Annotated in this window: 19 protein-coding genes; 18 read left to right on the top strand and 1 reads right to left on the bottom strand. The window is 58.5% G+C overall.

The genetic code is table 11. The annotated features are described in order from the left end of the window. Positions 1 to 308: 308 nt before the first annotated feature. The 3 genes from fliK to PD282_RS15520 are packed head-to-tail and all read left to right on the top strand — an operon-like array spanning position 309 to position 2,940. Positions 309 to 2,198, top strand: coding sequence for a flagellar hook-length control protein FliK (fliK, locus tag PD282_RS15530; protein ID WP_274651562.1), 1,890 nt, complete (start codon positions 309 to 311; stop codon positions 2,196 to 2,198). Beyond that, complete coding sequence (locus PD282_RS15525; RefSeq protein WP_274651561.1) at positions 2,195 to 2,518, top strand: EscU/YscU/HrcU family type III secretion system export apparatus switch protein; 324 nt, start codon at positions 2,195 to 2,197, stop codon at positions 2,516 to 2,518. The genes fliK and PD282_RS15525 overlap by 4 nt, the downstream gene beginning before the upstream one ends. Then, on the top strand, positions 2,515 to 2,940 hold the full coding sequence (locus tag PD282_RS15520; protein WP_274651560.1) for a YraN family protein: 426 nt from the start codon (positions 2,515 to 2,517) through the stop codon (positions 2,938 to 2,940). The genes PD282_RS15525 and PD282_RS15520 overlap by 4 nt, the downstream gene beginning before the upstream one ends. Positions 2,941 to 2,997: 57 nt before the next feature. On the opposite strand, the gene PD282_RS15515 is transcribed toward PD282_RS15520, so the two are convergent. Then, on the bottom strand, positions 2,998 to 4,551 hold the full coding sequence (locus PD282_RS15515; RefSeq protein WP_274651559.1) for a YifB family Mg chelatase-like AAA ATPase: 1,554 nt from the start codon (positions 4,549 to 4,551) through the stop codon (positions 2,998 to 3,000). A 476-nt stretch (positions 4,552 to 5,027) separates the two neighbouring features. Here PD282_RS15515 and sucC point away from each other — a divergent pair, with 476 nt between their 5' ends. The 15 genes from sucC (at position 5,028) to fliI (ending at position 21,157) form a co-directional block, all read left to right on the top strand. Continuing rightward, on the top strand, positions 5,028 to 6,188 hold the full coding sequence (sucC, locus tag PD282_RS15510; RefSeq protein ID WP_274651558.1) for an ADP-forming succinate--CoA ligase subunit beta: 1,161 nt from the start codon (positions 5,028 to 5,030) through the stop codon (positions 6,186 to 6,188). 63 nt (positions 6,189 to 6,251) lie between these two features. After that, on the top strand, positions 6,252 to 7,181 hold the full coding sequence (gene sucD / locus PD282_RS15505) for a succinate--CoA ligase subunit alpha (RefSeq protein ID WP_274651557.1): 930 nt from the start codon (positions 6,252 to 6,254) through the stop codon (positions 7,179 to 7,181). A gap of 186 nt (positions 7,182 to 7,367) precedes the next feature. Continuing rightward, the gene (dprA, locus tag PD282_RS15500; RefSeq protein ID WP_274651556.1) at positions 7,368 to 8,489 is read left to right on the top strand and encodes a DNA-processing protein DprA; all 1,122 of its coding nucleotides are present in this window, start codon (positions 7,368 to 7,370) and stop codon (positions 8,487 to 8,489) included. A 39-nt stretch (positions 8,490 to 8,528) separates the two neighbouring features. Next, positions 8,529 to 10,640, top strand: coding sequence for a type I DNA topoisomerase (gene topA, locus PD282_RS15495; protein WP_274651555.1), 2,112 nt, complete (start codon positions 8,529 to 8,531; stop codon positions 10,638 to 10,640). Positions 10,641 to 10,686: 46 nt separating this feature from the next. Next, positions 10,687 to 12,033 (top strand): FADH(2)-oxidizing methylenetetrahydrofolate--tRNA-(uracil(54)-C(5))-methyltransferase TrmFO, encoded by a 1,347-nt coding sequence (trmFO, locus tag PD282_RS15490; protein WP_274651554.1) that lies wholly within the window; start codon positions 10,687 to 10,689, stop codon positions 12,031 to 12,033. A gap of 164 nt (positions 12,034 to 12,197) precedes the next feature. Continuing rightward, entirely contained in the window at positions 12,198 to 12,743 is a 546-nt protein-coding gene (gene hslV / locus PD282_RS15485; protein WP_274651553.1) for an ATP-dependent protease subunit HslV, read from the top strand. Positions 12,744 to 12,776: 33 nt separating this feature from the next. Next, entirely contained in the window at positions 12,777 to 14,174 is a 1,398-nt protein-coding gene (gene hslU, locus PD282_RS15480) for an ATP-dependent protease ATPase subunit HslU (RefSeq protein ID WP_274651552.1), read from the top strand. A 31-nt stretch (positions 14,175 to 14,205) separates the two neighbouring features. After that, complete coding sequence (gene codY / locus PD282_RS15475; protein WP_274651551.1) at positions 14,206 to 14,976, top strand: GTP-sensing pleiotropic transcriptional regulator CodY; 771 nt, start codon at positions 14,206 to 14,208, stop codon at positions 14,974 to 14,976. Between the two features lie 221 nt (positions 14,977 to 15,197). After that, on the top strand, positions 15,198 to 15,605 hold the full coding sequence (gene flgB, locus PD282_RS15470; protein ID WP_274651550.1) for a flagellar basal body rod protein FlgB: 408 nt from the start codon (positions 15,198 to 15,200) through the stop codon (positions 15,603 to 15,605). Between the two features lie 5 nt (positions 15,606 to 15,610). Continuing rightward, on the top strand, positions 15,611 to 16,066 hold the full coding sequence (gene flgC, locus PD282_RS15465) for a flagellar basal body rod protein FlgC (RefSeq protein WP_274651549.1): 456 nt from the start codon (positions 15,611 to 15,613) through the stop codon (positions 16,064 to 16,066). Between the two features lie 38 nt (positions 16,067 to 16,104). Further along, positions 16,105 to 16,398, top strand: coding sequence for a flagellar hook-basal body complex protein FliE (gene fliE, locus PD282_RS15460; RefSeq protein WP_476703965.1), 294 nt, complete (start codon positions 16,105 to 16,107; stop codon positions 16,396 to 16,398). Between the two features lie 33 nt (positions 16,399 to 16,431). Then, positions 16,432 to 17,994: a flagellar basal-body MS-ring/collar protein FliF gene (gene fliF, locus PD282_RS15455; protein ID WP_274651547.1), complete on the top strand. Its 1,563-nt coding sequence runs from the start codon at positions 16,432 to 16,434 to the stop codon at positions 17,992 to 17,994. Between the two features lie 14 nt (positions 17,995 to 18,008). After that, entirely contained in the window at positions 18,009 to 19,022 is a 1,014-nt protein-coding gene (gene fliG, locus PD282_RS15450) for a flagellar motor switch protein FliG (RefSeq protein ID WP_274651546.1), read from the top strand. Further along, positions 19,015 to 19,845 carry a FliH/SctL family protein gene (locus tag PD282_RS15445; protein ID WP_420832303.1) on the top strand — a complete coding sequence of 277 codons (831 nt, stop codon included), beginning with the start codon at positions 19,015 to 19,017 and terminating at the stop codon, positions 19,843 to 19,845. Before fliG ends, PD282_RS15445 begins: the two co-directional genes overlap by 8 nt. Next, positions 19,832 to 21,157, top strand: a complete 1,326-nt coding sequence (gene fliI, locus PD282_RS15440) for a flagellar protein export ATPase FliI (protein ID WP_274651545.1) — start codon at positions 19,832 to 19,834, stop codon at positions 21,155 to 21,157. The genes PD282_RS15445 and fliI overlap by 14 nt, the downstream gene beginning before the upstream one ends.

The following is a 21,157-nucleotide window of genomic DNA, read 5'->3' as shown; positions in this document are numbered from 1 at the left end:
TATGGATCGCTGAAACTCGCCGCCCAGAAACGATTGCAGGTTGAACGTTTATCGAAGTTGAGAGGTCACCCGGAAAGATTTTTCGTATCCGGGGGGCTTTTTTTATGCCCGGATCCGCTTTTACGTTTCGCGTCTCGTCATTACCCGCAGCTCGATAACTGCGATGCCGATTGTCCGGCACGGATTCGCATTCCCCGGCACATCGCGTTAACGGTTGGGACCGTATAGACCGATAATGAACGTAACGAAGGATATCGGTCGCAACCGGGTGGATACAAGCGGTTGGTGATAATGGAAAGGAGCGGTATATGCATATCGGACAGCTGATGCGAGGGCTGCTCGGCGAAGCCCGGCCGGACGGCGGAAAAGCGCTGGAGCTGAAGGGAGGACAGATCGTTCGGGGCGTTTTGCTGCAGGCCGTCGACGAGCTTGAAGCGCTGGTCCAAATAAACGGCGTCCAGGTGCGCGCCCGGCTGGACATCCCGATGACGACCGGACGGACGACACTGCTTCAGGTACAGCCGCAATCGGAGGACGGGCTGCTCCATTTGAAGCCGATCGGGCTGCAGGAGGCGGAGGCGCCGGACGAAACGTTAAAAGACTGGGCCAAGGCGATGGGCCTGCCGGCGGACCGGCAGTGGGCGCTCGATCTGGCAAGCGAGGTTCGCAGCAGACAAGGATCTTCGCTTCAGGAAGCGGCGGCTTCGTTTCGGCTCGCAGCCGCCGCTATGCCGCAGGGAGAAAACGCGATTACCTGGATGCAGGCGGCAGGGCTTGCGTACAGCCGCGGACTGCCGATGACCGCGACGGTCGTCAGTGCGCTTCGGCAGGTGGAGGCCGGGCCGCCGCTGCATGAGCTGCTGGACGTTTTGGAGGCGAAGCTGGACGACTGGCGGAATTCCGCAGCCCGGGAGGAGGAGCGTTCGGTGGCGCAGCCGTCCGGTTCTTTCCGGTTGGCGGCGGAGAAGCTGAAAAACCTGCTGATTGAAGACGGCGAAGCGCTGCTGAGGGCTGTGAGCGGTGACCGGGCGCTTGCGGATGGCCGGCTGCCGACAGGCGAACAAGCCGGATCAGGCGCCGGCGAAGCTGGATCCGCTGTGCTGCCCGGGAATGCCCCTGCGGCTTTCGCTGCCCGCGGAGGAGCACAGTCACAGACGGCCACCGGCCCATCGGATGCGCGGACGTCGGCGCATGCGGGCCAGGCGCGTGCCGTGCCGGACGGAAGCGTCGCTTCGCAGAACGGCGGCGAGCCGGTCGCTCCTCGGGCGCTGCGAGGCACGCCGGAAACCGCCGCCGGCCTGGGAGCGGTGAACGCGGAGCACGGGCAGGCCCGCGACTCCGGCGGCTGGCCGGCCCAAATTTTAAAATGGCTCGGCGTCGATCACGAGCGGCTTTTGGCGCGGGCCGTCACAGAATCGGCGGCGAAACGAGCTGTGGATCCGCCAGCCGCAGACAGCCCGATCGATTCGTCACGGGAGGACGCTCGTCATGCCGGTACGGCGCAGCCGCCCGCCGACGAACAGGCGGAGCGGATAACCGGGGATGCGACTCGCGGCGGCCCTCAGCCCCGATATGCCGCCGGCCCTGTATCCGCTGCCGTACATTCTTCGGGCAGTGAGCCGCCCCGGCTGGAGGCGGAATCGCTTAAGAACTCGCTCATGACGCTGGCAAGCGATGCCGACGTCCCTCCCGCGCTTAAGGATGCGGCGGAGCAGCTGGTCCGGCATATTACCGGTCAGCAGCTGATGCTTGCGCCGGAGCGAACGGGGGGGCTATTCACTTATGTCGCGATGTTTATCCCGATGCGAGGAGAAGACGGCGCCCGGACGGCATCCGTCCACATCCAGACCCGCCGCGGCCGCAAAGGCGAGCTCGATGCCGACAACTGCCGGCTGCTGTTCGATTTGCGGCTGAAATCGCTTGGCGATACGGTCGCGGAGGTCCAGGTCGTGGACAAAATCGTCAGCGTAAACCTATGGAATAACCATCCTGCCGTCGCGGACCTAATGGAAGCATCTCGCGATGAAATGGCAGAATCGCTCCGGAGGGCCGGATACCAGCTGTCTTCGCTCCGGACGACGCCTTTTGCGGAGCGAAGCCGGGAGGAGCCGCAAGGCGGCGTTTTGCAGGTTCTGCCGTCAGCCGATTTCCGGGCTCGGTCGTCCAAGCCGTATAAGGGAGTTGATTATCGCATATGAACGAAGAACGCAGTCCGGCAACGGGCAAACGGCAGCCTGCCGAAGACCGGGCGGTCAAAAAGGCGGTTGCGCTCAAATACGAGCCCGGCGACGGCGGAGCGCCTGTCGTCACAGCCAAAGGAAGCGGGAAATTGGCGGAAGCGATTTTGGACAAAGCTGCCGAAGCAGGCGTACCGGTGCAGCAGGACGCTTCGCTCATCGAGGTGCTGTCCAAGCTCGATATCGACCAGGAAATCCCGCCGGAATTGTACGCCCTGGTCGCCGAAATCTTGTCGTTCGTCTATCGGACGGATCAGCGCGCGGGAGGGGGGACGCGATGAGCGGCGGCTTTGGCAAACCTCCGGGAAAGCCGCGCGACCTGGATGCTTCGCTGCGGCTGAGCAGGCGTCGCGAGGTGGGCCGCATAGGCGAGGAGGCTGCAGCCGAACGCCTGCGGCAGGGAGGCTACGAAATCCTTCACCGCAACTGGCGGTGCCGGTTCGGCGAATTGGACATCGTAGCTCGCCGCGGGGAAACGGTAATCGTGGCGGAGGTGCGGACGCGGACCTCCGGCGGCCGTTTCGGCACGGCATCCGAATCGGTCGACTTTCGCAAGCAGCGGCGCGTGCGGACGCTAGCGGAAATCTATATTCAGCAGCACAACCTGCAGGGCGTCCCGGTCCGGTTCGATGCCATCGTGCTGTCGCTGGACAAGCATTCCGGCCAAATCATCGAGTATCGCCATCTTGAGGGCGCTTTTTAGCCGAGATGGAGCAGGCGGAAACGGGGGCCGTCCTGCGCCTGCAAGCCTTCCGACCGATTAAAGCGACTGCAGCTTGCGGTCGAGGCTCCGGTAGCCGATCGCTTCTGCGATATGCTGGCTTTCCACGCGTTCGGACTCCTCGAGATCGGCGATCGTGCGCGAGAGCCGGAGAATCCGGTCGTGCGCGCGAAGGCTGACGCCAAGCGAATCGAACGCAAGCTGCAGCATGCGAGCCGCTTCCTGCGAAAGATCCGCCGCTCTCCGCAGCGCCGCGCCGGCCATTTCCCCGATATGCCCCCCGGTGCTTCGGGTTCGTTCGCGGCCGATGCGGTGCGCTTTCAGGACGGTGTCGCGCATTTGCGCCGACGTCATCCCAGGAGACAGCCCTTCCGAAGCGAGCGGGCGGGAAACCTCGATCTGCATATCGATGCGATCCAGCAGCGGACCGGATATTTTTGTCCGGTACCGGGCAATTTGGACCGGGCTGCAGCGGCAGGCGTTGTCGTCGCTCTCGTGGCCGAAATAGCCGCACGGGCAGGGGTTCATCGATGCGGCGAGCAGAAAGCTCGCCGGAAACCGGACGGCCGCGCGCGACCGGGCGATCGTCACCTCGCGGTCCTCGAGCGGCTGCCGCAACACCTCCAGCGCCGCCCGCGAGAACTCCGGCAGCTCGTCGAGAAACAGCACGCCGCGGTGCGCCAGCGTCGCTTCGCCCGGCCGGGGAACGGAACCGCCGCCGATCAGGCCGGCTGCGGATATCGTATGATGCGGCGACCGGAACGGCCGCTCGCGCAGCAGCGACGTGACGCCTTGCGGAAGCTTGCCTGCGGCGCTGTAAATTTTCGTGACCTGCAGCGCTTCCTCTTCCTCCAGATACGGCATGATGCCGGGAAGCCTGCGGGCAAGCATCGTTTTTCCCGTACCCGGAGGCCCCGACAGCAGGACGTTGTGCTTTCCCGCCGCGGCGATCAGCATCGCCCGTTTCGCATGATGCTGGCCGAGCACGTCACCGTAGTCCCCGCAGGAAAACGACGGCGGTTCAGCTGCCGCACCGCGGGCAGCGGCCGCCTTCTCCCCGTCGAAACGCAGGCTGCCGAGGTCCCCGCCGGACGAACAGCCGGCAAGCTCGCGCAAATGTGCGGTTCCGAACAAATCGAGCCCGCCGATAAACGACGCTTCCGGCGCATTGTCACCCGGCAGCAGGATGCGGCGGATGCCGTGCAGCTTCGCCTGCTCGACCATGGCGAGCACGCCGGGAACGGCGCGGATCTCCCCGTTCAGCGCCAGCTCACCGAGCACGAGCGCACCTTCGAACAGCCCGGGCTTCAGCTGCCCGCTCGCGGCCAGGATGCCGCAGGCGATCGCCAGATCGTACGCCGTGCCTTCTTTGCGCAGATCGGCGGGGGCGAGATTGATCGTGATCCGTTCCAAAGGGAACGTGAACCCGCAATTTTTGATCGCCGCCCTGACCCGTTCCACCGATTCCCGTACCGCGGGATCGGGCAGCCCGACGATGTTGACCTGCGGCAGGCCGCTGGAAATATCCGCCTCGACGGTAATCAGCCGTCCCTCCACGCCGTATACGCTCCCGCTGCATAAGCTTGTATACATGCAAAAAAGCACCTCCAAAATATGGATGAAGGTGCTTCCTCACAATCCTGTCGAATGAACTTGTTTGTTGTAGAAAATCTTAGATCAACGGAGGCGGATCTGTCAACAAAATCCGACGCTTTCCACCCGTTTGAAACAAACGTGCAAGTTTTTTCCAGTCGATGGCCATACTAGCCGATGTGTAAAAAACAAGAGGAAGGACTTGGAAAACGGTATCGAACTTGATCGATTTAATCTCGAAATGAGATGAAAATGATATCAAAAAAGATGCCATCTTCACATGAAAAGATAAGGAAAGCCTTATGAAAACATGCTACAATAATTAAGGCTTGTGTTCATCTATGGGGAAGTATAACATTTCGCCTTACTATCTCTATAGATTTATGGGAAGAAACTCGCATCGCCCTATAGGACGACGTCGTCATGTTTCTTCTAGATCCGCAGCAATCGACTTACGGATAGGAGGATTTTCGTCAATGAATATCCATGAGTATCAAGGCAAGGCAGTGCTGAAACAGTACGGTGTCGCCGTACCCGAGGGCAAGGTGGCTTTCACCGTCGACGAGGCGGTCGAAGCGGCGAAAGAGCTCGGTACGCAGGTCGTCGTCGTCAAAGCGCAAATTCATGCCGGCGGCCGGGGTAAAGCCGGCGGCGTCAAAGTCGCCAAAAATTTGGACGAGGTGCGCCAATACGCCAGCGAAATTTTAGGCAAAGTGCTTGTCACGCATCAAACGGGTCCGGAAGGAAAAGAAGTGAAGCGGCTGCTCGTCGAGCAGGGCTGCGACATTAAGAAAGAATATTACATCGGGGTCGTCGTCGACCGCGGTACGGGCCGCGTCGTCATGATGGCTTCCGAAGAGGGCGGCACGGAGATCGAAGAAGTGGCCGCGCGCACGCCGGAGAAAATTTTCAAAGAAGTGATCGACCCCGCTGTCGGGCTGCAGCCGTTCCAGGCGAGAAAGCTCGCTTTTGCGATTCATATCCCGAACGAGCTGGTCAATAAAGCGGCGCAGTTCATGCTGTCCCTCTACAGCGCGTTTGTGGACAAGGACTGCTCGATCGCCGAGATCAATCCGCTCGTCGTCACGGGCGACGGCAATGTCATGGCGCTTGACGCCAAGCTGAACTTCGATTCCAACGCCCTGTACCGGCACAAGGACATCCTTGAGCTGCGCGACCTGGACGAGGAAGACGAAAAGGAAATTCAGGCATCCAAATTCGACCTGAGCTACATCGCGCTCGACGGCAACATCGGCTGCATGGTCAACGGCGCGGGTCTTGCGATGGCGACGATGGACATTATCAAATATTACGGCGGCGATCCGGCCAACTTCCTCGACGTAGGCGGCGGCGCGACCAAAGAGAAAGTAACGGAAGCGTTCAAAATCATTTTGTCCGACGAGAAGGTCAAAGGGATTTTCGTTAACATTTTCGGCGGCATCATGCGCTGCGACGTCATCGCGGAAGGCGTCATCGCCGCGGCGAAAGAGCTGGGTCTCGACCGTCCGCTCGTCGTTCGCCTCGAAGGCACGAACGTCGATTTGGGCAAAAAAATGCTGAACGAATCGGGACTGAACATCGTGGCCGCCGACTCCATGGCCGACGGCGCGCAAAAAATCGTCGGGCTCGTGAAGTAACGCCGGACCGTTTTCCGAAGAATAAGCGGCATATGAATTCTTTTAGGGGATGTGAGCTTCGAAATGAGCATTTTGGTAGGAAAAGATACAAAGGTCATCACGCAGGGCATCACGGGTAAAACCGCTTTGTTTCATGCCAAAGGGGCTTTGGACTACGGAACGCAAATGGTAGGGGGAACGTCGCCGGGCAAAGGCGGCCAGAAGGTCGACATTACGTTGGAGAACGGGAGCACGGTGTCGCTTCCGGTATTCAACACGGTCGCCGAAGCCGTCGCCGAAACGGGCGCAACCGCATCGGTTATTTACGTTCCGCCGGCTTTCGCGGCCGACGCGATCCTGGAAGCGGTCGACGCCGAGCTGGAGCTCGTCATCTGCATCACGGAAGGCATTCCGGTGCTGGACATGGTTAAGGTGAAACGGTACATGGAAGGCCGTAAAACGCGCCTGATCGGGCCGAACTGTCCGGGCGTCATTACGCCGGACGAATGTAAAATCGGCATCATGCCGGGCTACATCCACGCCAAGGGCCATGTCGGCGTCGTCTCCCGCAGCGGAACGCTGACTTACGAAGCCGTGCATCAATTGACGACGCGCGGCATCGGCCAATCGTCCGCGGTCGGCATCGGCGGCGACCCCGTTAAAGGCTCGGAGTTTATCGACGTCCTGAGCATGTTTAACGACGATCCGGACACCTATGCCGTTATTATGATCGGCGAAATCGGCGGTTCCGCGGAAGAGGAAGCGGCCGAATGGATCAAGGCGAACATGAAAAAGCCGGTTGTCGGCTTTATCGGCGGCGCAACGGCGCCTCCAGGCAAACGGATGGGCCATGCCGGCGCGATTATTTCCGGCGGCAAAGGAACGGCGGCCGAGAAAATCGCCACGCTGGAGAAGTGCGGCATCCGCGTCGCGCCGACGCCTTCGGAAATGGGCTCGACGCTCGTGGCGGCGCTGGAAGAGCGCGGCATGCTGGACAAGTGTAAAACGCACTGACAGCCGGTTTAAGCCAATCGAATACGTAGGATGCGCAAAAGGTAAGCAACCTTTCGGAAACCCGTCAACCGGGCCGGAAGGTTGCTTTTTTCATGAATATGGAGCGGCGGCTTGCATTCTGAATCCATGTCAAGCAAAATAGGGAAGATAGGATGCAAGCCGTCCCGCACGAAAGGACGGAATGTTATGTATAATGAAGCGAAACGTACGGAAGCGCTGCTGACGCTGCACGAAACGCCGGGCATCGGCTGGCAAACGGTCCGCAAAGCGGCCGAATTCGGAAGATGGGACGCTTACGGCCGGTTCACGCCCGAAGCGTGGGTATCGTCGGTCGGATTGAAGCCGGAGCAGGCTGCGGCGGCGTCCAGAGCATTTGCCGGGACCGATCAGGCGCTGCGCTCGCAAAAGCTTGCCTCCCGCGGCATCCGCGTGCTGACCGTCTTTGATGCCGAATATCCGGAGCGGTTAAGACAATCGCCGCAGCCGCCTTGGGTGCTGTATACGATCGGGCGCACCGAGCTGCTGACCCGGCCGTCGATCGCGATTGTCGGGACACGCGGGCCGACCGCTTACGGCCGCAGAATCGCCTCGCACCTTGCCCGGGAGCTGTCCGAATGCGGCATCGTCGTCGTGAGCGGCATGGCACGCGGCATCGACAGCATGGCTCACGAGGGGGCACTGGAGGGAAGCGGAGGCACGGTGGCGGTGCTGGGCACGCCGGTCGACGTCGTTTACCCGCGTGAAAACCGCGCCTTGTACCGCTCCATTGCGGAGCGGGGCAGCGGGGTCGTCATTTCCGAAGTGCCGCCCGGAACGCCTTTCCATCCCGGCCTGTTCCCGCTTCGCAACCGCATCATCGCCGGACTGTCGCTCGGCACGGCCGTCGTGGAGGCCGCGGAGCGCAGCGGCTCGCTCATAACGGCCGATCAGGCGCTGGAAATGGGGCGCGATGTGTTCGCCGTACCGGGACCGGTTTCCTCGCCCAAGAGCGCGGGAACGAACAGTCTGATCAAGCAGGGAGCAAAGCTGATTGCGTCCGCGGCTGATATTATGGAAGAGTACAGCGAGCTGCTGCCGAAGCGGAGAACGGCTGCAGCTCCGGGAGCTTTCGAAGGGCATTCCGGTGCGGAACCTCTGACGGCGGAGGAAGCGGCTGTGGTCGCGATTTTGCAGGATGGGCCGCTCACGATCGACGAGCTGCACGAGCGGACCTCGTACCCGTTTGGACTTTTGAACGCAGTTCTGATAAATTTATGTATAAAACAAAGGGTCGAACAACATCCCGGTTCAATATATAGCGCCTTTTAGTGCGAGTTGGAGCAATTTATGGAAAGGGGGACGTTCAAGATGGCGGATTCGCTCGTAATCGTCGAGTCGCCGGCTAAAGCGAAAACGATCGGCAAATACCTTGGCAGCAAATTTATTGTCAAGGCGTCGATGGGACATATTCGCGACCTGCCGAAGAGCCAGATCGGCGTTGAGGTCGAGAACGATTTCAATCCCAAATATATTACGATACGCGGCAAAGGGAGCGTTCTCAAGGAACTGAAGGACGCAAGCAAAAAAGTAAAAAAAGTATATCTCGCGGCGGACCCCGACCGCGAAGGAGAAGCCATCGCCTGGCACCTGGCGCATTACCTCGAGCTGAACGAACGCGACTCGTGCCGCGTCGTCTTTAACGAAATCACGAAGCAGGCGGTCAAGGATGCGTTCAAATCGCCGCGGCCGATCAATATGGATCTGGTAAACGCCCAGCAGGCCAGGCGGATTCTCGACCGTCTTGTCGGCTATAAGATCAGCCCTCTGCTGTGGAAAAAGGTGAAAAAAGGGCTGTCGGCCGGACGCGTGCAGTCCGTCGCCGTCAAGCTGATTATCGACCGCGAAAATGAAATCGACGCCTTCGTGCCGGAGGAATACTGGACGATAACGGCGCTGCTGAAGCACGGCAGCTCCACGTTCGAAGCGAAGTTTTACGCGCTTGGCGGAGAGAAGAAGGAGCTTGGCAGCGAACAGGACGTTCAGGACGTGCTGAAGGCGATGGGCTCTTCGCCGTTCACCGTCGCGGACGTGAAGGAGAGGGAGCGGCTGCGCAATCCGGCACCGCCCTTCATTACAAGCTCCCTGCAGCAGGAGGCGGCCCGCAAGCTCGGCTTCCGGGCTTCCAAGACGATGTCCATCGCCCAGCAGCTGTATGAAGGGGTCGATTTGGGCAAAGAAGGGACCGTCGGTCTCATCACCTATATGCGTACCGATTCGACGCGGGTATCTCCCGTTGCCCAAGAGGAAGCGAAAGGGTTTATCGAAGACAAATACGGCGCGCCTTATTACCCGGAGCAGCCGCGGGTTTATTTGAAGCGAAACAGCAACGCGCAGGACGCGCACGAGGCGATTCGGCCGACATCGGTGCTGCGCGAGCCGGATTCGGTCAAAGAGTTTTTAAGCCGCGACCAGTTCCGGCTTTACAAGCTGGTATGGGAACGTTTTGTCGCGAGCCAGATGGCGTCGGCCGTGCTCGATACGATGACGGTCGACCTGTCGGTAGGAACGGCGACGTTCCGTGCGGTCGGCTCGAAAATCAAGTTTCCGGGCTTCATGAAAATTTACGTGGAAGGCAATGACGACGGCACGACGGAGGAGGAGAAGTTTCTGCCTCCGCTGAAGGCAAGCGATACGGCCGAGCCGGAATCGGTCGAGCCGAAGCAGCATTTTACGCAGCCGCCGCCCCGGTACACCGAAGCGAGACTTGTCCGCACGATGGAGGAAATCGGAATCGGACGGCCAAGCACCTATGCGCCGACGCTGGAGACGATCCAGAAGCGCGGCTATGTCGCGATCGAAGAAAAGAAATTTTTTCCTACGGAGCTCGGCGAGCTGGTCATCCAGCTGATGGAGGAATTTTTTCCCGAAATTCTCAATGTGGAGTTTACCGCGCATATGGAAGACGACCTCGACCATGTCGAGGACGGGAAGGAAGATTGGGTGCGCGTGCTGGGCGCCTTCTACGAATCGTTCGAGAAGCGGCTCGAGGTCGCCGAGGACGAAATGAAGGAAATCGAGATTCAGGACGAGGTATCGGATGAGATCTGCGAGAAATGCGGCCGGCATATGGTCTATAAAATGGGTCGCTTCGGCAAGTTTCTCGCCTGCTCCGGCTTTCCGGATTGCCGGAACACGAAGCCGATCGTGAAAGATATCGGCGTTACGTGCCCGAAATGCAAGGAAGGCAAAATTATCGAGCGCCGCAGCAAGAAGGGCCGAATCTTTTACGGCTGCGACCGTTATCCGGCATGCGATTTCGTATCCTGGGATAAACCGTCGGGCAAGCCTTGTCCGCAGTGCGGTACGATGCTGGTCGAGAAGCGCAACCGAAGCGGCGCGCGGCTGCAGTGCCCGCAGTGCGATTATAGGGAGGAAGTGCTGGAGGACCAGGAGCTCGAACAGGAGCAGGCGGAATATTGACGCGGCGCCGGGCAAACTCGTCCGGCTAGAAAGGAAGGTACACGTTTTGTCCGAACATCAGCGCGTGACGGTCGTCGGAGCAGGGCTTGCCGGCAGCGAAGCGGCCTGGCAAATCGCCGCCCAAGGCGTTCCCGTCACGTTATATGAAATGCGGCCGGTCCGGAAGACGCCGGCGCATCATACGAAGCATTTCGCCGAGCTCGTCTGCAGCAACAGCCTGCGGGCGAACGGACTGAGCAACGCGGTCGGGGTGCTGAAAGAAGAAATGCGCCGGAGCGGGTCGCTTATTATGGATTGCGCGGACCGCAACGCCGTGCCGGCCGGCGGCGCGCTCGCCGTCGACCGGGACGGCTTCTCCGGCGATGTCACGCGGCTCCTTGAGGAACATCCGCTTGTCGAAGTGCGCCGCGAGGAGCTGACGTCGATTCCGGAGGACGGCATCGTCGTCATTGCGACCGGCCCTCTTACCGCGCCGGGGCTGTCGGAACAGATTCGTTCGAAGCTCGGCGAGGAATATTTTTATTTTTACGACGCCGCGGCGCCGATCGTCGAGAAAGACTCCATCGATATGAGCAAAGTCTATTTGGCTTCTCGCTACGACAAGGGTGAAGCGGCCTATTTGAACTGCCCCATGACGGTGGAGGAGTTCGACCGGTTCTACGAGGCGCTTGTAACGGCGGAAACGGCAGAGCTCAAAACGTTCGAGAAAGAGCAGTATTTCGAGGGCTGCATGCCGATAGAAGTGATGGCGCGGCGCGGGAAACAAACGGTGCTGTTCGGTCCGATGAAGCCGGTCGGCCTCGTCAACCCGCATACGGGCAAACTTCCGCATGCCGTCATTCAGCTTCGTCAGGATAACGCCGCCGGCACGCTGTACAACCTGGTCGGCTTCCAGACCCATTTGAAATGGGGCGAGCAGAAGCGGGTCTTTTCGCTTATTCCGGGCTTGGAGCATGCCGAGTTCGTCCGGTACGGGGTTATGCACCGCAATACGTTTATCAATTCGCCGAAGCTGCTTCGGCCGACTTACCAGTTCAACCAACGAGATACGCTGTTTTTTGCCGGCCAAATGACCGGCGTCGAAGGCTATGTCGAATCGGCCGCCTCGGGACTGATTGCAGGTTTGAATGCGGGACGGCTGGCGCGCGGCCTAGCGCCGCTCGTATTTCCGGCGGACACGGCGCTTGGCAGCATGGCGCAGTACATTACGACGGCCGATTTCAAGCATTTCCAGCCGATGAACGCCAACTTCGGGCTGTTTCCGCCGCTGGAGCGCAGAATTCGCGGCAAGAAAGAGAAGAACGAAGCGATCGCTCTGCGGGCGCTGGAACGGCTTGCCGCTTTCCGCAGCGAGCAGGACGGCAGAAATCCGATTACGTCAGGAATCGAATAAGCCCGTTCGTCCGGTGCAGATGAGGGGCGGCGGTCGACAAGCGGCTGCCCGGCCGGCAGAAGCGGCCGCTGCTTCCTTTTGGTCGCGGGTACCTGCTCGAAAGCGCGTCGTTCGATTTGAAATGCGGCGGTCATGTTTGTTTAACGCTGAAGGAGGCGGTATCATTGGAAATGCAGTTTCATGCGACCACGATTTGCGCGGTGCGGCATAATGGAAAAGGAGCGATTGCCGGCGACGGCCAAGTAACCTTCGGAAACAGCATGGTCATGAAGCATCAGGCCAAGAAGGTCCGCCGTTTATATCGCGGACAGGTCGTCGCCGGTTTTGCGGGCTCGGTCGCCGATGCCATTTCCCTGTTCGAGAAATTCGAAGGGAAGCTGGAGGAGCATCACGGCAACCTGCAGCGCGCCGCAGTCGAACTGGCTAAGGATTGGCGCTCCGACCGCGTGCTTCGCCGGCTGGAAGCGATGATGATCGTGATGGACGCGAGCGGCATGCTGCTTGTTTCCGGCAACGGCGAAATTATTGAGCCGGACGACGGCATTCTCGCAATCGGATCGGGCGGCAGCTTCGCCATGGCCGCTGCGCGCGCGCTCAAGAAGCATGCCGTTGATCTGGAAGCGAAAGAGATGGCCAGATCCGCACTGGAAATCGCTGCGGACATCTGCGTCTTTACGAACCGGAATATTATCGTGGAAGAGATCGAGTAAAGCGGCCTTAAGCCGGCCGGTGGAGGGATTGGAATGGAAAACGATGTATTGACGCCGCGGCAAATCGTTGCGGAGCTGGATAAGTATATCGTCGGACAAAAACAGGCGAAGCGTTCGGTCGCGGTGGCGCTGCGCAACCGGTACCGGAGAAGCCGGCTGGAAGAGACGCTGCGCGACGAAATCGTGCCGAAAAACATTCTGATGATCGGGCCGACCGGCGTCGGCAAGACGGAAATTGCGCGCCGGCTTGCCAAACTTGTCGGTGCCCCGTTCGTCAAGGTAGAGGCGACGAAGTTTACGGAGGTCGGCTATGTCGGCCGCGACGTCGAATCGATGGTGCGCGACCTGGTGGAGACGGCGATCCGGATGGTGAAGGCGGAGAAGACCGAGAAGGTGCGCGATAAAGCGGAGGTGCTCGCCAACGAGCGCATCGTTTCGATGCTCGTGCCTTCGTCGTCGAAACCGAAGCCGCAAAAAAATCCGTTCGAGATGCTGTTCGGCGGTGCAAACCAAAAAGAACCCGAGCCGGAGCAGGAGCAGGACGCTTCCGTCACGAATCGCAGGCAGCAGATCAGGGAGCAGCTCGCGGCCGGTAAGCTCGAACAGGAACAGATCGAGATCGAGGTGGAGGACACGGCGCCGACCATGCTGGATATGCTGGCAGGCCAGGGAGCGGAAGGCATGGGGGCAAACATGCAGGAGCTGTTCGGCCAGCTGATGCCGAAGCGGACGAAAAAGCGGAGGCTTCCGGTCAAGGAAGCGCGCAAGGCGCTTACTCAGGAAGAAGCGAATAAGCTGATCGACATGGACGATGTCATTGCGGAATCGATCGGCCGCGCCGAGCAGTCGGGTATTATTTTTATCGATGAGATCGACAAAATCGCCAGCTCCTCGCGGGGATCGGGGCCGGACGTGTCCCGGGAAGGCGTGCAGCGCGACATCCTGCCGATCGTCGAGGGCTCGACGGTTACGACGAAATACGGTTCCGTCAAAACGGATTTTATTCTGTTCGTTGCAGCCGGCGCTTTCCATATCGCGAAGCCGTCGGATCTGATACCGGAGCTGCAGGGACGGTTCCCGATTCGCGTGGAGCTGACCAACCTTGGCCTGGAGGACTTTATCCGGATTTTGACCGAGCCGAAGAACGCGCTGACCAAGCAGTATACGGCACTTCTCGAAACCGAAGGGATTGAAATCGATTTTACCGACGAAGCGATCCGCGAGCTCGCCTCGATCGCGGTCGATGTCAACAAAAATACGGAAAATATCGGGGCGCGCAGGCTGCATACCATTTTGGAGAAGCTGCTGGAGGATCTGTCGTTTGAAGCTCCGGAGCTGTCGCTGGACCGGATGACGATTACGCCGGAGTATGTCCGCGAAAAGTTAGGGAATATTGCGAAAAATCGCGATTTGAGTCAATATATTTTATAGAGGTTCGGATTGGAATGTAGGAGGCCAAGGCATGAGTTTACTTGCAAAGACGAGAACGCTGAACCGGCTGCTGCAGCGCGCGGCCGGCGGTGCTCTCAATTTTCGGGATATGGCGGAGGTGCTGTGCACAACGATACAAGCCGATGTATTTGTTGTCAGCCGCAGGGGGAAGGTGCTCGGCAGCTCCGCGGCGAATCCGCATCAGCATGAGCAGCTGCGCGTAATGCCGGCATCGGATCTCAGGTTTTCGCAGGAAAGCAACGACAGGTTCATGAATATGCAGGAAACGGTAACGAATGCCGAGCCCGACGAGGGGATCCGCGAAGCGTTTCCGATGATGGGCGGGCAGGAGAAAATGACGGTTGTCCCGATCGTCGGCGGACGCGACCGTCTAGGTACGCTTGTTTTGCTGCGGAGCTCGGAGCCGTTTGGCGACGACGATCTGATTTTGGCGGAATACGGCTCCACCATCGTCGGCATGGAAATTTTACGCGAGCGCGCCGAAGAAATCGAGCAGGAAGCGAGAAGCCGGGCCGTCGTGGCCGTCGCCGTCGGCTCGCTGTCCTTCAGCGAGCTTGAGGCTGTCGAGCACATTTTCGAAGAGCTGGATGGGAAGGAAGGTCTGCTTGTCGCATCGAAAATCGCCGATCGTGTGGGCATTACGCGCTCGGTGATCGTGAACGCTCTTCGCAAGCTGGAGAGCGCGGGCGTCATCGAGACGCGTTCGCTCGGCATGAAGGGGACCTATATCAAAATCTTGAATAATCAGCTCATTCAGGAGCTTGACAAGCAAAAAAGTTAATTCTTTCCTAACAATGAGGCGTTTCCGTGCAAAGTCCTATCTAACACAAGATAGGGCTTTTTTCTTATTGTAAACAATTAGGAAATTGGGAGAATATTAATGTGTCGTAAATCGACACGGCTCTCTCATTTTTTTAATAATCTTTTGTCGAAGAAAGAAGGAATGTTGATCATTCTGTTGAATAGTAACTATGAACAATATGGAAAGTGGTGGTATATCCTATGCAGGTATTGAGCGGTACCGGATTCAGGCGGCTTGAACAGGCGGTCCAAGCTGGCGAAATGAGGCAGAAAGTCATTTCCAACAATATTGCGAATGCAGACACGCCTAATTTTAAACGTTCTGAAGTCTTATTCGAAGAGCTGCTGCAGGGCGCTGCAGGCGCGAACCAGCCCGTATTGCAGGGCAGACGAACGAATGCGCGCCATATTGCCATCGGACCGTCCGGGTCCGTTCCGGAAGCGCAGCGGATTACGGACGAGCACGACAGGATGAACAATAACGCGAATAATGTCGATATTGATCGGGAAATGGCGCTGCTTGCGCAAAATCAGCTCGGCTATAACGTATACATACAGCAAATCAGCCACGATGTGAAAATGATGCGAACGGCGATTGAGGGGAGATAGCGGCGGTGAACCTGACAAGCGGATTTGACATCAGTGCCTCGGCGTTAACGGCGCAGCGTCTTCGGATGGACGTCATTTCGTCGAACATCGCCAATGCCGATACGACAAGGGCGAAGTTTGTGAACGGGCGATACGAGCCGTACAAGCGAAAGATGGTCGTCTTCGAACCGATGCCGTCGTTCTCCGATTTGTTAGATGGTCAAATGAACGGCAGCGACGGCTCAATAGGCTCCAAGGGTGTAAAGGCGGCGAGAATTGTCGAAGATCCTTCGCCCGCCAAGCTTGTCTATGATCCGGGCAATCCCGATGCGGATGCAAATGGATATGTCCAAATGCCTAATGTCGATGTGCTGAAAGAAATGGTCGATATGATATCGGCCTCCCGCTCTTATGAGGCGAATGTCACGGCGCTGAATGCGACGAAAGGCATGTTCATCAAAGCGCTCGATATCGGCAAATAAGCAGTTCAATCATCGGAGGGGTTACCTTGATCAACCAAATGTCGTTATTCCCGGTTCGTCCGGCTCACGGGCCGGAGACAGTAGAGCAAGCAGGCGGAACGCCTGCGGAGATGACCCGGAGCTTTGGCGATTATCTACAGCAGGCATTGAATGGTGTGGGGGCCATGGAGCAAAATGCAAGCGCCGTCACCGATCGATTCATGCTCGGTCAGGCGGACGTGTCGGACGTCATGATCGCATCGCAGCAAGCCGAGCTAAGCCTTGCGCTCACCTCGCAAGTCCGCAACAAAGTCATTGACGCTTATCAGGAAATTATGCGGATGCAGATGTAGCTCCTGTCAACAGCCTGAGATTGAGGTGAAACGGTGAACGAAAAATTCGTCCGATATCGGCAGGCGGTCGCCGGGTATTGGAACAGGATGGGGAAAAGTCAAAAAATATGGCTTGGCGCGTCTGCGGGTGTGCTTCTGCTGACCGTCATACTATTGACCGCTTTTTTCTCCCGGACCCATTACGAGCTCGCGTTTCAAAATTTGGACAATACGGACGCGGCAGCGGTCCTGAATTATTTGGACGGCAATAAAATTCCGTACCGGCTGACCGACGGCGGGCAAAGCATTCTGGTGCCGGCGGCCGAGGCGGCAAAGGTGAAAGTGGAAGCGGGCTCCGAAGGACTCGTCCAAAACGGCTCCATCGGCTTTGACGCTTTTAACGACGGCTCATCGATGTTCGGATCGACGGACCGCGAGTTCGATGTGAAATACCGCAATGCGCTGAACGGCGAAATTCAAAAGCTGCTAAACGGCATGCAAGGCGTCGAACAAACGAAGGTGCTGGTCAATTTGCCGGAAGAAAGCGTTTTTCTCTCAACGGATGAGAAGGATCAGGCTTCCGCTTCGATCATGATGACCTTCAAGCCCGGTTACCGGCCGGCGCAGAAGGAAATCGACGGCTATTACAATCTCGTCAAAACGGCCGTGCCGAACCTGAGCGCGGACAATATCACCATTACGAGCCCGCAAGGCGAGCTGCTCGCTTCCGGCGAGCTCGGCGGCGCAGCCGGCGCAACGGCACTCGAGACGCATTTGCAGATCCAGCGCAAATACGAGCTTGACCTGAAACAGAAAATCCAGCAGTTTCTCGGTCCGATCGTCGGCCAGAACAACTTGGTCGTCAACGTCAGCAGTTCGATTAATTTCGATAAAAAAACGACGGACGAGCACCTGGTGACGCCGCTGGACAATAACAACAATAACGGCATTATCGTCAGCGAGCAGCAGGACAACAAAACCGCAACCGGGTCAAGCGGCGCGGGGGGCGTTGCCGGCACGGGACAGACGGACATCCCCACGTACCAGGCGGCGGACGGAAGCGGTACGACAAGCAGCGAAGAAAACAGCCGGACAACCAACTACGAGTTTAATCGGATTAACAATCAAATCGAGTCGGGCCCTTATGTGATTCAAGATTTATCGGTCAGCGTCGGCATCGAGCAAAGCAGGCTGACGCCGCAGGCGAAAGCCGATATCAATGCGTTTCTGACCTCGCTTGTGCGGTCCCAGCTCGCAGGCTCCGGTCAAAACGTCAGCGACGACACGCTGATCGCCAAGAAGGTTTCGGTCATCGGTCAAACCTTTGCGGACTCCGGCCCGGCAGGAACGGCTTCCGGACTTTCGACTGCCTGGATGGCCGGCATCGGTCTCGCCGCAGTCGCGCTGATTGGCGGACTCGGTTACGCCATAATACGCAAACGCAGACGGTCGGAGCAGCTCCAGGAAGCGGACCTGCCCGCCAAATTGGAATACCCGACCATCGATCTCGAGAGCGTAAACGACGAGACCCAGGTACGCAAACAGCTCGAGACGCTGGCAAAACGGAAGCCGGACGAGTTTGTCAATCTGCTCCGGACTTGGCTCGTTGATGAATAGAGGTGACAAAAAGGGTGGCGAAAGTCTCACAAGGTTTCAGCGGCCGCCAGAAAGCGGCGATATTGCTCATTTCGCTCGGCCCTGAAGTTTCAGCCCAAATCTTTAAACATTTGAGAGATGACGAAATCGAACAGCTGACGCTCGAAATCGCCAATGTCCGGAAGGTCGACAGCGGCGACAAGGACCAAATCTTAAGCGAGTTTCACCAAATCTGCCTTGCACAGGAATATATTTCGCAGGGCGGCATTACATACGCCAAAGAAATATTGGAGAAGGCGCTCGGCGAGACGAAAGCGATGGAAGTGATCAACCGGCTGACGGCAACGCTCCAGGTGAGGCCGTTCGATTTTGCCCGCAAAGCGGACGCCAGCCAGATTTTGAACTTCATCCAGAACGAAAACTCGCAGACCATCGCGCTGGTGCTTTCGTACTTGCAGTCCGATCAGGCGTCGGCGATTTTATCCTCGCTTCCGCAGGAAAAGCAGGCCGAAGTCGCGCGCAGAGTCGCGCTGATGGACAGCACGTCGCCGGAAGTCATCTCGCAGGTCGAGCGCGTGCTGGAGCAGAAGCTGTCGGCTACCGTTACGCAGGACTACACCAGCGCAGGCGGAATTGAATCGATCGTGCAAATTTTGAACGGGGTCGACCGCGGCACGGAGCGCACGATCCTCGACGCGTTGGAAATCCAGGACCCGGAGCTGGCCGAGGAAATCAAGAAGCGGATGTTCGTCTTCGAGGATATCGTCAACGTCGACAACCGTTCCATTCAGCGGATTATTCGCGATATCGAGAACGCCGATCTTCAGCTTGCGCTTAAAGTGGCCAGCGACGAAGTGCGAGAAGCGATATTCCGCAATATGTCCAAGCGCATGTCGGACACGTTCAAAGAAGAAATGGAATTTATGGGCCCTGTCCGGCTGCGTGACGTCGAAGAGGCGCAAACCCGCATCGTAGCGACGATTCGCAGGCTGGAGGAAGCCGGCGAAATCATTATTGCCCGCGGCGGAGGTGACGATATCATTGTCTAGCCGGCTGTACAAATCCACTCATGTCGTCTCGGTCGACGATTTGAAGAAGCTCGAATGGTTTAATAAGCATGCTTTCAAAGCAAAAGCCGCAGCTCCCGAAGAGCCGGCCCGGCCCGACCGGGAAACGATCCTGCTGCGCGACCAAATTTTGAACGACGCCGAGTATATCGCCAATCAGCGGCTCCAGGAAACGAAAGAGCAGGCCGAAGCGATGCTTAGCGAAGCAAAAGCGCAAATCGACGCCTGGTGGGAGGAGCGCCGCGAACAGGATTTGCTCCATATGGATCAGGTTCGCCGGGACGGCTATGAGCTCGGCTACAACGAAGGCTTGCAGCAGGCTGAAGCCGAATCGCGGTCCAAGTGGGAATCGATGCTCGCCGAAGCGAAGTCGATTCTGGATTCCGCTTATGCGATGAAAGAGCAAATCATCGGAGAAGCCGAGCCGTTTCTGGCCGAGCTGAGCACGGCGATCGCCGAGAAAATTATCTGCAGGCAGCTCACGATTGCACCCGAATGGACGCTTGAGCTCATTCGCAAAACGCTCGAACGCCGTCGGGAACAAGGCGTGATTACCCTGTGCGTCGCCCCCCAGCAGCTGGCTTTTATCCAGGCGGCGAGAGACGAGCTCAGCCTTGCGATCGATTCGCAGGCCGAGCTGCAAATCGTTCCCGACGCGACTGTCAAGCCGTTCGGCTGCGTTATCCGGTCCGCGTTCGGCAGCATCGATGCCCGGATTGATACGCAGCTGGCGGAGCTGAAAAAGGAGCTTGTCCAGCTCGCGATGGTAACCGAAGGGCGTGAGCAGTCCGATGAAGGCCGTTAAACCGGATCCGCACAAATATATCGAGCAGCTTCGGCGCATGGATCCCGTTCGTGTCAACGGCAAGGTCACGCAGGTGATCGGGCTTACCGTCGAGTCCGAAGGGCCCGACGCCAATATCGGCGAGGTCTGTTATATCTACCCTGTCAAATCGGCAAAGCCGCTTCATGCCGAAGTCGTCGGCTTCCGCAACAATAAAGTGATTCTGATGCCGCTCGGCGATCTGAACGCGATCGGCCCCGGATGCGACGTTGTCGGCACGGGCAAGCCGCTGACCGTGCAGGTTGGAACCGAGCTGCTCGGCAAAGTGCTGGACGGGCTCGGAAATCCGCTCGACGGCTCGTTTCTGCCGAGCCGGATGCCGCATTATTCGACGCATAACCCGCCGTCCAACCCGCTCATGCGTCCGCGGGTGAAAGAGCCCCTCAGCATCGGCGTCAGAGCGATCGACGGGCTGCTGACGGTCGGACAAGGCCAGCGCGTCGGCATTTTTGCCGGATCCGGGGTCGGAAAAAGCACGCTGCTCGGCATGGTGGCGCGCAACACGTCGGCCGACGTCAATGTCATCGCCCTCATCGGCGAGCGCGGACGCGAGGTGCTCGAATTTATCGAAAAGGATCTGGGGCCCGAAGGCCTCGCACGCTCGGTTGTGATTGTCGCGACGTCGGATCAGCCGGCGCTTATCCGGATGAAGGGCGCATTGATCGCAACGACGATCGCCGAATATTTTCGCGACCGCGGCTTGAACGTCATGCTCATGATGGATTCCGTTACTCGTTATGCGATGGCGCTGCGCGAGGTCGGACTCGCGATCGGCGAACCGCCGGCGACGAGAGGCTATACGCCGTCCGTTTTCGCGGCGCTGCCGAAGCTTCTCGAACGGGCCGGTACCGGCGTGCACGGCACGATTACCGCTTTCTATACGGTGCTTGTCGACGGCGACGATATGAACGAGCCGATCGCCGATGCGGTGCGCGGTATTTTGGACGGTCATATCGTGTTGAGCCGGGCGCTGGCGAACAAAGGTCATTTTCCCGCCATCGACATTCTTGCATCGGTCAGCCGCGTCATGAACGAAATCGTCCCTGAAGAACAGCTGGATGCAGCCGGTGAATTGAAGCGTCTACTATCTATTTATAAAGATTCGGAAGACCTTATCAATATTGGGGCGTACCAGCCCGGTTCGAATAAAAATATTGATGCGGCCATCGATGCGATCGAATCGATCCGGTCGTTCGCGAAACAGAAGACATCGGAAAAGGTCGGCTATGCCGAAGCGCAGCAGAGGCTTGTGAGCGAATTTTACAGGAGATGA

Origin of the sequence: Paenibacillus humicola (assembly GCF_028826105.1) — a bacterium.
Classification (GTDB): Bacteria; Bacillota; Bacilli; order Paenibacillales; family Paenibacillaceae; genus Paenibacillus_Z; species Paenibacillus_Z humicola.
Note: the sequence above shows the minus strand (reverse complement) of the source record. Positions and strands in the feature narration are given on the sequence as shown.